The sequence below is a fragment of the Psychrobacter sp. T6-6 genome (assembly GCF_052258185.1).
Taxonomy (GTDB): domain Bacteria; phylum Pseudomonadota; class Gammaproteobacteria; order Pseudomonadales; family Moraxellaceae; genus Psychrobacter.
In genome coordinates, this window is the sequence record NZ_JBQQEX010000002.1 from 125,919 (window position 1) to 138,949 (window position 13,031).

The following is a 13,031-nucleotide window of genomic DNA, read 5'->3' on the forward strand; positions in this document are numbered from 1 at the left end:
ATGACTCCATTGTAAACAGTCCTCAGACACAAAAGTAAGCACGAAATGTTACCTGTGTAGGGGCTATGTGAGAAAAAAGTCTGATTTGCTATTACGTACGGGTAATAAGTAAACGAAAGGTTACAAAGGTAGCCGTGGTGCTAACAGAAAGAAATAATGGCAAGTTACGAGAGAGAAGTGTGTTCAAAAAAGCTTACTTAGAGGCAATTTGTTTAGAATAGCTCATTTAGAAAGGCTCATATAAGTGAACCGGGATAAGTGAACCGGAATAAAAAAACGCAGCTCGTCTACTAAACGGCTGCGCTTTTTATAATAAATACGGGGTCTAATCTTTGGGTAATCGTCTAGTCATTACGCAGTGCAGTGAGCAGACGCTGATGAATGCCCTCAAAACCACCATTGGACATGACGACAATGGCATCGCCTGCCTGTGCATGGGTAGTGATATGTTCGATGATGGTATCGATGCTAGACATCACTTGCTGGTTACCAATAGAGTCACTTTCAGTGCAGGACTGTTCGATGACTTCTTTTAGACCCCATTCTAGTCCCGTAGGCTCGTACCATAACGTATAGTCAGCGAGAGCAGCTGACTCAGCCAAGCTGTCTTGGTGAATACCCATTTTCATCGTATTACTACGCGGTTCGATAATCGCCCAAAGTCGTCTGTCAGCCAGTTTCTTTTTGGCGCCGTCCAAGGTCATTGTAATAGCGGTTGGGTGATGGGCGAAGTCATCAAAAACGAGAATATCGTTTACATCACCGATTAGCTCCATCCGGCGTTTGATACCAGCAAAGGCGGATAATGCAGCGCAAGCAGTAGAAACGCTCACGCCAACGTTGTAGGCTGCTGCAATAGCAACCAAGGCATTGTTGACATTATGAATACCGCTCATCGACCAATTTACGATAGCAGTTGCTTCTTTGTCAGCTGCAAAGCTTACTTGGAACTGACTGCCATCCTCGCGAATAAGCTCAGCTTGCCATTCGCTATTGTCTTTTAGGGTGTCGTCTGTGCTTGAAATAGACGTAGTAGAGTCGATAACCGCCGTACGCCAGATAGGCGTCCAGACCCCTTTTGCTAAGGTGTCCTCTAAACTGATAGTCGCGGCAGGCATGATGATTTTACCTGTGCTTGGAATCATGCGCACCATGTGGTGAAACTGGGTCTGAATAGCATCAAGGTCTGCAAAAATATCAGCATGATCAAACTCTAGGTTGTTCAAGATAGCGGTACGCGGGCGGTAATGGACGAACTTTGAACGTTTATCAAAAAACGCAGAGTCGTACTCGTCGGCTTCAATAACAAAATAACCAGAAGGAACGGTAGTGTCATCGTTTGTTGTTTCTGCGCCCAGATAGCTACTATGCGCAAACACCTTCTGCAAGTGCTCATCAGTCGTATCGACCAATGGCACACCGCCGATCAAAAACCCTGCATCGATACCAGCATAATGCAGTATCCAAGCGAGCATAGTGGTCGTGGTGGTTTTGCCATGAGTACCTGCGACGGCTATCACATGACGGGACTGTAACACTTGCTCGGACAAAAACTGTGGACCTGAGGTATAGCGCAGACCACTATCTAGCATGTACTCGATCACATCCATACCACGTTTCATTGCATTACCAACAACGACTAAGTCTGGCGCTGGTTGCAGATGCTCTACGAGATAACCTTCTTCGATAGTGACGCCAGCATTTTCAAGTTGGGTAGACATAGGAGGGTATACATTGGCATCTGAACCAGTAACAGTATGCCCAAGTTCACGCGCTAACAACGCTAGCGAGCCCATAAAAGTACCACAAATACCAAGGATATGAATATGCATAGACGTTCCGTACGAGCTTGAATAAAGGAGATAGACAGCTAATGAATAATAAGGTTTGGAGTGCTTAGCCGCTATCAGTAAGGATTAGTGCTTTGATCAGGCGTTGCCACTATAGCAGTGTGGCAGAGCAGCAATCATTGTAAAGTAAACGTTGTTCGATGACCAATAAAAAACGCCCAACAAGTAGGCGTTATGTGGCTGAAAAAATATGACTCGTTCAAAAAGATGTTGAATAGGGCTTACCTATTTAAAAAGATAGGTTGTTGATATTGAGTCTATTGATGACTGCTTACGTCGCTTTATTAGTGACTATTTGCGTTGATGATTATTTACGTGACAACGTATAGTCGTTATTGAGATTCTTTTGCTCATCTATCAAAATCAAATGGTTGTCTTGGATGTGATAGGACTCGATGTTCTTATCTTCGTATACGATGGTGATTTTGTCATTGTCTTGACGATAAACGCCAGATTCAAGCAGAGGGGGTCGCGGTCGTTCTGGATTGTGATAGGTACTGGCTTTCAGTACAGAACCGTCAGCAAATAAGTTCAATGTGACATCAATACTGTCGCAGTCTGCGCAAGGCACCATACCGCCATAATCGCCCATTAATGTTGCTTGCAGTGTACTGCTGTTCGATTTTGAATACAGTGTCGATGGTTTTATCTTTGCATCATTATTTGATTGGGCAGCGGCAATAAGCGATTGCCCTTCGGTAGACTCGCTCAAGTTACTATTGGCATCTGATAGGGAGGTGCCGTCACTCTCTTCTGGCTCGTTTTGCGGTTCAGTCGTATCCGATGTATTGACAGAGCCAATTTTGGTCATCATGTCTTGGTCAGCATTAGATGAGGCGCTATCACAACTGGCCAACAACGCACACAGCGGTATCGCCAACAAAGGTAGACGCCAGCGTTTGATAATAGTAAGTGTAGTAGAGCGAATGGGTGCAAGAGATATCATTGTCATACCAAAAACAGTTTTTAAATAGTGTTTCTAAAAAATCACCCTTACTATCGAAACCCCAAACCATTGACAATATAATGCCGTTATCGAAACTAATCGACATTGGGGAATACAAGTTTAACGATAAAATAAACTTAGGAACTTGAGAACGTCATCTGCTCATCGAGATGCAGATAGCCTGTCGTTCTAAAGCAATTGAGCTATAAGGGCTAACGACTAATGGAATAAGCTGTATAAAGATATCAAAGGGTTAGGAATATCTCTGTAGACTTTTTGTTGTGCTTATTATATGTGCTAGATAAAAGAATATAGTTTTGCATCTGTCGATCGCTCTAATAGAGCTAATAAGAGATATTTAACAATGACATAAGTTAAAACAGACATTGCATAACAAAGTATGAATGTCTGTTTAGAAAAAACATTAGCTATAAAGTAGTAGAGTGCTTTGATGAATTACTAAGCGATACGAGCGTTATGGGTAGGTCGTACGATACGCCATAGGATCAACCCGTGTACCACTAGGAGTACACTAAACAAAATCAAGGACTGCTCAGGAATACTCAACCCCATAAATGTCCAATCGACAGAGGCGCATTCACCAGAGCCTGCAAACACCTCTTTGAATACTTGCAAGATAGGCAGGGTATCAAGCCAATAGTCCAAACCCGGACCACATGAAGGAACTTGGTCGGCAGGCAAATGTTGTAACCATACATGGCGCGCGGCAACAGCAGTCGCCCAGCCAATACCTGCCAAGCTACCAAGCCATAACAGCAGCCTGACAACTTTAGACTTAGGATTGAACAACGCTGATAGTAAGGCAAAACCGCCCATGACCATCAGACCAATACGTTGAAAAATACAGAGTGGACAAGGGGATAGTCCAAGATGCCGCTGCAAGTAAAACAGCGCAAAACTCATGCCTGTTATGGCCATTATCACCAAAAATACTTGCAAGTTACGGTAAGTGGTCAGGTGTCGCATAGTGCGTTACTCTTATATAGTCATCTACAATAGATGTTGGATAGCAGTCAGAACCTAGTAATCAGAGCTCAGTAATCAGAACCTATCAATCAGAACTCAGTCATAAAGACTCAGTAATCAAAACTTAGCGATACTGCTGCAAAAATTCCATAAAGTCTTCTGTTTCAGACTTTTCAATATCAGCTTGTTGTAGAACAGATTTTTCTGCCAATACTTCATACTTTGCTTGGGTATTCGGACTGAGTGTTTGTTGCAACAGAGAGTCACGATGCTGCTGAGCCAAAGTAAAGCCAAGCTGCCATAGGCTACCCAAACGTTTGCTATCTGAGTTTACTTGCGCAGATATGGTCGACTCAGAGTGTCCTGCCTTGCCTTGCATCAATGCTACTGCTGCGCGGTAGTCATTACCACCGTAGTGAGCATCTAACAATGCGGCAAGGGGCTGCATACGCTCCAAATGCGTGAGCATCCAACGCTCTAGTGACTGCTCTTGACCATTATTGATAATGTGTAAATCATCGCGGCGACCTTCATTGACCACACGCTCAAGATTGATAGCGAGTGTCTCTTCTTCTTCAGGAAGCAAGTCTGGCGACTCACTGAATAGACAGTAGAGCGCCATCACTTCTAAGAAGCAAGCACTGGATAGACGGATACCGACATCGCTATAAGGATCAAGGTCAATCGCACGAAACTCAACATAAGCGATACCGCGACGTTCAAGCGCTTCGGTCGGTGTCTCACCACTCAACGCAATCTGTTTAGGACGAATAGGGCTGTAATATTCGTTTTCTATCTGGAGGATATGATTGTTGATTTGGACAGGATTACCATCAGCGTCTTCTAAACCAAGTTTAGAAAAGCTGTCATGCGGCGTTTGAATCGCACGGCGTAGCCCAGCGACATATTCTGGCAGATAGTTATAACGAATATCTAGCTGTTCTTGCACGCTATTGGTGTAGCCAAGCTTACCCATGCGCAGGCTCGTCGCAGCAGGCTTGTAGTAGGTCGAGTCATTGAGCAACTCGAGATCATGCTCACGCCCTGCTACAAAACAAGGACACACGCTTGGGCTAGCGCCCAGTAAATATAGCACAAGGCTGGTTAGGCGCTTGAAGTTACGAATCAGTCCTAAGTACTTCTCGTTTTTGAACTCTGTCAGTGTCTGGTCTTGTGCCGTTGGGGTTTGCGCTTGCCACGTTTCAAAGAGCGTATCACCAAAAGACAAGTTGTAATGTAGACCTGCGATGGTCTGCATGCGGCGACCATAACGAATACCCAAACCACTACGATATAAGGTTTTTAGCTTGCCTGTGTTAGAGCTGCCATAATCAGCCAATGGAATGTCTTCATCTTTCGATGACAACATACAGGGCATAGATAGAGGCCACATTAGCTCACCTTCAGGCATCCCCTGATATACCAACACGTGCAGCTGGCGCAACATGTTTAGGGTCTCTTTTGGCGAGGTTTTTGGTTCGGTGATGAGCTCGAGTAGGCTCTCTGAATAGTCAGTGGTAATAAAAGGATGGGTCAGTTTTGATCCCAATTTGGCTGGATGCGGTGTCTGGGCCAAAAAACCATCGGGCTTTACGCGCAGACCTTCTTTTTCGATACCACGAAGCATACCTGTTAGGTGCTGGCTATCGAACCAGTTGGGAATGTCAAAGTTAACAAAGCTACTCGTAAAATTACTCATAATAGTCATCTATTGTTATTTATTATGGCGGATCAAAACACGATGGGCGTTTGTCCATAAAATAGGTAAATGTTAGGTCAATAATCCCGTCAGTTTAGCTCAAAGCCGTATTGAAAACCACGGACAATTACAAATACGATAAGCTTTAGGAGAGATGATTTATCGAAGTTTTTCTCAGTATTTAGAGCCAAATTCGCTCATACTCATACTAGCCAGTTTTATCAGATAGACTTGGGAGTGATAAAAAAAGCATCTACCGTGTAGATAGATGCTTTGACCGTTATGCTCTAAATCACCCCATACTGTTTTAGCGCGCCCACTAAGGATCTTAGGCCATAGTGCTAAAACGACAGGCAGTTTAAATAGAGAATGACGAGCCGCAGCCGCAAGTAGTGGTTGCGTTTGGGTTGGTCACCACAAAACGAGCACCCTCTAATCCTTCGGTATAGTCAACAGTAGACCCTTGCAAGTACTGATAGCTTAGTGAGTCGACAACCAAGGTCACATCACCATTATCAAAATTGGCATCGTCTTCGTTTAGATCATTGGCAAAGTTGAACCCATAGGAAAAACCAGAGCAACCGCCACCAGTCACATAGACGCGTAGCATCAGATCGCTATCACCTTCTTCTTCGCGCAGACGGCGTACTTTTTGGGCAGCACTATCAGTTAGACTCAATACGGTTGGGTCTACTGGCTGACTTGAGCTTGGGCTAAATTGGTTGGCTGATTCGTTCATATCTACCTCAGTTGCTAGGATCAAATGCGGTCGTCCTGTTTGGGTTTGCAATAAAATGATTGCAAAAAAAGATACGCACGGCGTTTGATTTGATTGGGTGCTGTCGTTATGTCAAAACTAGTAATGCATTATAAGCTGCTTTAAAAGGGTATTTGCGCTGCCACAATGCGTTATAGATACTGGGCGCTTATATCCTGCACTGGTGCTATATACCTATATTAAGCGCTTATTTTTTAGCAGTATATCATAATGGGGGTACGGATTCGTTTGTCAAGAGTGACACGATTCACTGTGTGCTAATCACATCATTGGTCACCATAAATAATGGATTAATATACTGATATTGTCTGTGCTATTTTCCTTGTTGGGCTTCTATCTATCGTGTCTTCATCGTTGTTTTTAGAGTGAGGACATGCTCTAGTATAAAGCACTATTAGACAGTACTAGAATGTATAACGCTTACTAGGCAGTATTGATGCTCGCTGTCTGTGTATAGGCGCATTGTGTTCATAACCTTTATAATAGCAATCTTTATAATGCTACTCGGTATTTGAGCGATCAATAGTTGGTTATCGAACCTCAAGCTATTAGCATAATAAATGCTTAGTTTTGAAATAGTTATTTAATTGTTTGCCTATGGGGCAAGCGTTTGAAATAATAGCCGCCAGTTGGCATACCCTATGTGTGTTTATTATTGCCCTATATTTATATTATTGCTGAGATGAAGAAATTATATGATCGAATTTAAAGACGTTGGTGTTCGCCGTGATGGTCGTGAATTGTTTGCAGGTGCAAGCTTTCAGCTCCATCCAGGTCACAAAGTTGGCTTAACGGGCAACAACGGCACCGGCAAGTCGACCTTGTTTGCACTATTACTGACGCAGATGGGCAAAGGTGATACCGAAGTCACGCTGGATAGAGGCGAAGTCAGTATTCCTGATAGCTGGCAAGTGGCGCATATGGCGCAGGAAGTGGGCGCGACGACGCAGTCTGCGGTTGATTATGTACTCAGCGGTGATGAGCAGTGGTATGAAATCAATGCGGCACTTAATGACTTAAGCAGCGTCAGTGATGAGCAAATTGGCGTATTGCATCAGCAGTTTGATGAAATTGATGGCTATCGTACGCCGACCAAAGCCGCTCAAATTATGGCAGGTCTTGGCTTTAATACCAGCCAGCATGAGCTGCCTGTAGAAGGGTTTTCTGGTGGTTGGCGTATGCGCTTGAATCTCGCCAAAACCTTGATGAGCCGCGCTGATCTGATGTTACTCGATGAGCCAACCAACCATTTGGACTTAGACGCTATCTTGTGGCTTGAGACATGGATCAATGCTTACATGGGTCTGGTTATTGTCATCTCGCATGACCAAGCTTTCTTGGATGCGACAGTTGGTCATATCCTGCATGTCGAGCAGCAAAAAATCACCCTTTATACCGGTAATTATCAGCAGTTCATTCGTACCCGTCATGAGCGTATGGCGCAGCAGCAGCAAGCGTTTGAGAAGCAAGAAGCGACCAAGGCGCATTTAGATGATTTCATTCGTCGTTTCCGTGCCAAAGCCAGTAAAGCGAAGCAGGCACAGAGCCGTATCAAACAGCTAGAGCGTATGTCAGAGCTGTCACCAATGATGGCGGACAATCCATTCTCATTTCAGTTTTATGAGCCAGCAAATATGAGCTCACCACTGATTGAGCTGACTCATGCAGACATTGGCTATAGCGAGACGCCACTGCTACACAATGCCAGCATGCAAGTGACGCCAGACACGCGTATTGGCTTGCTGGGTATGAATGGCGCGGGCAAATCAACATTGATTAAGGCGTTAGTCGGTGAGCTTGGCGTATTGACAGGGACTTACCGCGTTTCAGATACTCTAAAGCTCGGCTATTTCAACCAGCATCAAATGGATATCTTGGACGCCAAAGCCACGCCTATAGAGATGCTGCGTCGCCTAGCAGGTAAAACCTCCGATGCATTGTTACGCTCATTTTTGGGCAGTTTTGATTTTCGCGGTGAGCGTATTGATACCCCAAGTGAGCTGTTCTCTGGTGGTGAGCGTGCGCGTCTGACATTGGCGTTGATCGTTTGGCAGCGTCCCAACGTTCTCGTACTTGATGAGCCAACCAACCATTTGGACTTACAGATGCGCCAAGCATTGACCATTGCACTGCAAGGGTTCCAAGGTGCCGTGGTACTGGTATCGCATGATCGTGAGCTGATTGCCAATGTCTGTGACGAGCTGTATCTGGTACATGATGGCAAAATCGATGAGTTCGATGGTGATATCAGCGACTATGGTAAATGGCTGGCTGAAAAGCGTAAGCAAGAAAGCACACAAGAGAAGAGTAACCATAAAAAGAAAAGCAAAAAAGAGAGTAAGAAGTTTGTTTCACGTGAAACAGATAATAGCCAAGTCAGTAATAAAGCAGCTGACAACTCCTCAAAAAGCAAAACGATAGCGCCCGCACTTAGTAAAGAAGAACAGCGTAAGCTCGCTGCTGAACAACGCAAATTGACAGCGCCTATTCGCCGTGAGATAGAGGACACAGAGAAGTTGCTAGCTAAAATTGACGGGCAGCTCGTGACGCTTGAGGAAAAGCTGGCTGATACGACTCTATATGAAGAGAGCCGTAAGTCTGACTTGCTGGTTTTGTTAAATGAGCAAACGGCGCTACAACAGCAGCATAGTGATAATGAAGAAAAACTGTTGCTATCGATGACGACATTAGAAGAAATGGAAAGTAGGTTTGCATAAACCGCTTTGAATACTTAACAGTGAACAATAAAAAAGGGAGGGCGTTAGCCCTCCCTTTTTTTTAGACTATGACATCATTCTTTACGGTATTTACCATCACCGTAAGACAGTACTTCCATTGTGGTCGTACAAAGTTTACAGTTTATTTGACCAGCAGCGGCTTTCGATAAATCAAGGATGCGTCCACGAATGAATGGACCTCTATCAGTGATTTTTACGACCACGCTCTGCTTTGTCTTTTGGTTAGTTACTTGAACCTTCGTACCGAACGGTAACGTGCGATGTGCAGCGGTTAAAGAGTTCATATTAAAGATACTACCACTCGCTGTACGCTTCCCATGAAACTTACTACCGTAGTAACTGGTATTACCAGCAAAAACCGTAGTGCTCAGCAATAGTGATAACGCGACAACCAAAGACTTGATTAAATAAGACATTTAATACCTATAAGCAATTAATAAAATAGACAGATGCTCTTGCCTACGCTATCTATACTCCCTATGAGTATGAATAATGAGGGGATTCTACAAGAGATAGCTTGTCATATTATTACTACTGTGTAAAAAACTCATCAGGTCAAATGATTGTTTTTTAAGGAGAAAAATACGTTTTTAGCAAGAAAAATTGATATGAAAAAGACTTAATATGACGCAATAGAGATTGGTTCTCATAAACAAGCTGACAAAATACTGGAGACTGGATAATACAATGCAAATAGGTAATATATAAATACAAGTACTATCGATATAGCATTATTAAAGTGGCTTATACCTATCAAAACACTGACCATTAATTGTAACTAAACCTTTCTATAATGTTTCTAGGCCACTAATATAAAAAATTAAATACTCTTCCGAACGCTTTATAAAAAATATTTATCAATTAAAAAGTATCGAGCCCAGAGTAAAAATACTTATTTATCTGCATCATAAAGTTTCAGCATCACTTTGCGCCATGACTGGTAATATTTATATAACGGTGTTTGTCTTTATTATTATTACCATAAAAGGTAAGTTAGAAAGAGACAATATACCAATATTAAGTGGTCATTTATGACCTATCGTTCAAAACTGGTAAACCGATATCACTAATATGCTTTTATTTTGAGGGAAATAACATGGCAGAGAAAAACTACTATGACATTTTAGGGGTCAAAAAAGATGCTTCAGATGCTGATATCAAAAAGAAATACCGTAAGCTCGTTCGTCAATATCATCCTGATGTCAGCGATCATCCCGATGCGGACAATAAAATTGCAGAAATAAACAACGCTTACGAGACCATCAGAGACAAAGACAAACGCGCTGAGTATGACGCGATGCTAAACAATCCATTTGCAAATCAAAGCCGCGCAAGTGGCTTTGGTGGACAGAGTAGTGGGGGGCAAGGCGGGTTTCGTTGGGAAGATATCAAAAGCCAGTTTGGTGATGGTGAGGCTTTTGGTGATGGTGGTTTTCGCTTTGATGATATTTTTTCAGCGTTCGGTCGCGGCGCGCGTGGATCAGCTGGTGGGCAAACGGGTAGTCGCTCTCAAAGCAGTGGATTTGATCAGTTTGGTGGTGATTTTGGTACGCAAGATAGCAAAGGCCAAGATCAACATGCCGAGATTACGGTTGATTTATCCTCAGTATATAGTGGTGACGACTACAGCATCAAGCTAAATGTCCCTGTGCGCCAAGCTAATGGCAACGTCGACTATGACAACAAAACCCTAAAAATAAAAATTCCAAAGGGTATCACGGATGGTAAGCAGATCAGGTTGGCTGGACAAGGCGCTGCTGGTAGCAGTCATGGTAAAAATGGCGACTTGTTTTTAAAGGTTAAAATTCGCCACGATGCCAATATCCGAATAGAAGGCGCGGATGTCTACCAGACCGTAAATATCGCACCGTGGGAAGCGGCACTGGGCGAAAAAATTAACGTCAGTACGCCAGCGGGTACGCTTGGGGTAACGGTGCCCAAAAATAGCAAATCAGGTAGTAATTTACGTCTAAAGGGTAAGGGTATTCCTGCCAAACAATCAGGCGATTTGTACTTAACTTTAAATATTGTCAATCCTGATATCAGTAGCGAAGAGGCCATCGATGCGTATGAACAGCTCAAGCAAGCCTTTGCTGATACCAGTATCAACCGTTAGACGACGCCCTTGATAAGAGTCATCTACCACGACAATGATAAGCTATCCGTAGAGATGACTAGGATAACGATGAAATAGAGCAAACGAGGATAATAGCTATGAAACACTCGACTGAATTTACTGACATTATCATGAGTTTAGATGAGCTAGTCACGGCCTGTGGTCAAGAGCGCCAATGGGTCATTGAATTAATCGAGGAAAATATCATTGAATATGATGTGCCAGAGCGCGAACAGTTCACTGGCTATCAGTTGACGACCGTACGCCGCGCCTCACGGTTGAGTCGTGATTTTGAAGCCAGTGTACCTGCTATTGGTTTAATTATTGAGTTATTAGATGAAGTTGAGCAGCTACGCCAACTCAAACGTCAAACAGAGCTGCAATCCCCAGTTATAGAGATTGATATAGACAGTATAAAGTAGTTATTTACTGGTAATACTCAATAAAAAAGGGCCCTTCAAAGGCCCTTTTTTATGTTTATAGAGATGCTGCGCCAAACATTAGCGCGAGTAAGTAGGATCAGCGGCAGCGGTAAATAGTACATCCGTTGAAGAGTTCAAGGCTGTCTCTGCTGAGTCCTGAATGACGCCGATAATAAAGCCGATGGCCACCACTTGCATGGCGATATCATTTGGAATACTAAATAAGCTTGCCGCCAATGGAATGAGCAATAACGAACCACCAGCCACACCAGAGGCACCGCACGCACTGACCGTCGCAACGAGGCTTAACAATAGTGCTGATGCAAATGTAACTTCGATACCTAGCGTATGAGCGGCCGCAAGCGTTAATACGTTAATTGTGATTGCAGCACCCGCCATGTTGATTGTGGCACCCAGTGGAATGGTTACTGAATACGTGTCCTCATGTAAACCCAGCTTGCGTGCCAGGTTCATATTGACTGGAATGTTGGCGGCTGAACTACGGGTAAAGAAGGCCGTAATACCTGACTCACGCAAGCAAGTAAACACAAGGGGATAAGGGTTTTTGCCAGTCTTCACAAGGACAATTAATGGATTAGCAACCAAAGCAATAAATAGCATACAGCTGATGAGTACCATCAAGATACGCGCATAACCTGCCAAAGAAGCAAAACCTGTCTCAGCGACAGTACTGGCGACCAGTCCCAAAATACCAAATGGTGCCAACGCAATAATCCACTTAACGACCTGTGAGATGGCATCAGCAAAATCACCAACGACATTGCGCGCACTATCACTGGCCTGACGCAAGGCAAAACCAATGATAATCGCCCATGCTAATATACCGATGTAGTTGGCTTCAGCGATGGCATTGATCGGGTTTGCGACCAGATTCATTAACAAGTTCGTTAATACTTCTTTTAAATCAGCAGGTGGTACTTGCGCGATATCGGCGTTTACCAAGACCAAATTCGTCGGGAATAAAAAGCTGGCACCGACTGCGGTTAGTGCGGCCAAAAAAGTGCCGAACATATACATGATCAGCACCGGCTTTACGTAGACCTCATTGCCGCTACGGTGCTGACTAATCGCTGCCATGACCAAAATAAATACCAAGATGGGAGCAACTGCCTTTAAAGCACCGACAAATAGTGTACCGAGTAAGCCTATGGCAGTACCCACACTTGGTGCAAGCCAACCGATCAGTACGCCTAACACCAAACCAATAATAATGAGCGGCACCAGTCCTATACGCTGATACATCGCAGTCAATGAACGCATGTGTATATCCTCGACGTCTGTCAAAAGTAAGTGAATTGTTTAGGGGGAAATTTATCGAGGGATGGTAGCATTTTTTGGCATATTCGCATACCGCTCATAGCAGCGAGTGCTGTATGCAAAGTGGAGCGTAGTAGGTCAGCATCGCGAATAGGATAAAATATGACGCTGAGATGGGTTAACTCTAGATAATGCTGAGCTAAGTCTAGACAATAAA

10 protein-coding genes are annotated in these 13,031 nt (G+C 43.8%); 3 read left to right on the top strand and 7 right to left on the bottom strand.

Annotated features, from left to right (window positions below; genetic code table 11):
* Nucleotides 1-344 precede the first annotated feature (344 nt).
* The 5 genes from mpl to erpA form a co-directional block, all read right to left on the bottom strand.
* Nucleotides 345-1,832 (bottom strand): UDP-N-acetylmuramate:L-alanyl-gamma-D-glutamyl-meso-diaminopimelate ligase, encoded by a 1,488-nt coding sequence (mpl, locus tag ACTXGL_RS03730; protein ID WP_443524975.1) that lies wholly within the window; start codon nt 1,830-1,832, stop codon nt 345-347.
* A gap of 325 nt (nt 1,833-2,157) precedes the next feature.
* Nucleotides 2,158-2,802: a copper resistance protein NlpE N-terminal domain-containing protein gene (locus ACTXGL_RS03735; protein ID WP_443524976.1), complete on the bottom strand. Its 645-nt coding sequence runs from the start codon at nt 2,800-2,802 to the stop codon at nt 2,158-2,160.
* A gap of 453 nt (nt 2,803-3,255) precedes the next feature.
* Nucleotides 3,256-3,783: a disulfide bond formation protein B gene (locus ACTXGL_RS03740; RefSeq protein ID WP_443524977.1), complete on the bottom strand. Its 528-nt coding sequence runs from the start codon at nt 3,781-3,783 to the stop codon at nt 3,256-3,258.
* 124 nt (nt 3,784-3,907) lie between these two features.
* Complete coding sequence (gshA, locus tag ACTXGL_RS03745; protein WP_443524979.1) at nt 3,908-5,482, bottom strand: glutamate--cysteine ligase; 1,575 nt, start codon at nt 5,480-5,482, stop codon at nt 3,908-3,910.
* A 358-nt stretch (nt 5,483-5,840) separates the two neighbouring features.
* Nucleotides 5,841-6,221 (bottom strand): iron-sulfur cluster insertion protein ErpA, encoded by a 381-nt coding sequence (gene erpA / locus ACTXGL_RS03750; protein ID WP_057757666.1) that lies wholly within the window; start codon nt 6,219-6,221, stop codon nt 5,841-5,843.
* 734 nt (nt 6,222-6,955) lie between these two features.
* Here erpA and ACTXGL_RS03755 point away from each other — a divergent pair.
* The gene (locus ACTXGL_RS03755) at nt 6,956-8,977 is read left to right on the top strand and encodes an ATP-binding cassette domain-containing protein (protein WP_443524980.1); all 2,022 of its coding nucleotides are present in this window, start codon (nt 6,956-6,958) and stop codon (nt 8,975-8,977) included.
* A 74-nt stretch (nt 8,978-9,051) separates the two neighbouring features.
* Here ACTXGL_RS03755 and ACTXGL_RS03760 read toward each other — a convergent pair whose 3' ends face one another.
* The gene (locus tag ACTXGL_RS03760; RefSeq protein ID WP_319050774.1) at nt 9,052-9,414 is read right to left on the bottom strand and encodes a septal ring lytic transglycosylase RlpA family protein; all 363 of its coding nucleotides are present in this window, start codon (nt 9,412-9,414) and stop codon (nt 9,052-9,054) included.
* 680 nt (nt 9,415-10,094) lie between these two features.
* On the opposite strand from ACTXGL_RS03760, the gene ACTXGL_RS03765 reads away from it, so the two are divergent.
* Nucleotides 10,095-11,114 carry a DnaJ C-terminal domain-containing protein gene (locus ACTXGL_RS03765; RefSeq protein ID WP_443524982.1) on the top strand — a complete coding sequence of 340 codons (1,020 nt, stop codon included), beginning with the start codon at nt 10,095-10,097 and terminating at the stop codon, nt 11,112-11,114.
* 98 nt (nt 11,115-11,212) lie between these two features.
* Nucleotides 11,213-11,536 (top strand): chaperone modulator CbpM, encoded by a 324-nt coding sequence (locus tag ACTXGL_RS03770; protein ID WP_319050772.1) that lies wholly within the window; start codon nt 11,213-11,215, stop codon nt 11,534-11,536.
* A gap of 78 nt (nt 11,537-11,614) precedes the next feature.
* Here the strand turns inward: ACTXGL_RS03770 and sstT are convergent, their stop codons facing one another.
* Nucleotides 11,615-12,817, bottom strand: a complete 1,203-nt coding sequence (sstT, locus tag ACTXGL_RS03775) for a serine/threonine transporter SstT (RefSeq protein WP_443524985.1) — start codon at nt 12,815-12,817, stop codon at nt 11,615-11,617.
* Nucleotides 12,818-13,031 lie beyond the last annotated feature (214 nt).

Excerpts from the sequence above, each read along its gene's own strand:
- mpl (WP_443524975.1), bottom strand. The coding sequence starts at position 1,832 with ATGCATATTCATATCCTTGGTATTTGTGGTACTTTTATGGGCTCGCTA.
- ACTXGL_RS03735 (WP_443524976.1), bottom strand. The coding sequence starts at position 2,802 with ATGACAATGATATCTCTTGCACCCATTCGCTCTACTACACTTACTATT.
- ACTXGL_RS03740 (WP_443524977.1), bottom strand. The coding sequence starts at position 3,783 with ATGCGACACCTGACCACTTACCGTAACTTGCAAGTATTTTTGGTGATA.
- gshA (WP_443524979.1), bottom strand. The coding sequence starts at position 5,482 with ATGAGTAATTTTACGAGTAGCTTTGTTAACTTTGACATTCCCAACTGG.
- erpA (WP_057757666.1), bottom strand. The coding sequence starts at position 6,221 with ATGAACGAATCAGCCAACCAATTTAGCCCAAGCTCAAGTCAGCCAGTA.
- ACTXGL_RS03755 (WP_443524980.1), top strand. The coding sequence starts at position 6,956 with ATGATCGAATTTAAAGACGTTGGTGTTCGCCGTGATGGTCGTGAATTG.
- ACTXGL_RS03760 (WP_319050774.1), bottom strand. The coding sequence starts at position 9,414 with ATGTCTTATTTAATCAAGTCTTTGGTTGTCGCGTTATCACTATTGCTG.
- ACTXGL_RS03765 (WP_443524982.1), top strand. The coding sequence starts at position 10,095 with ATGGCAGAGAAAAACTACTATGACATTTTAGGGGTCAAAAAAGATGCT.
- ACTXGL_RS03770 (WP_319050772.1), top strand. The coding sequence starts at position 11,213 with ATGAAACACTCGACTGAATTTACTGACATTATCATGAGTTTAGATGAG.
- sstT (WP_443524985.1), bottom strand. The coding sequence starts at position 12,817 with ATGCGTTCATTGACTGCGATGTATCAGCGTATAGGACTGGTGCCGCTC.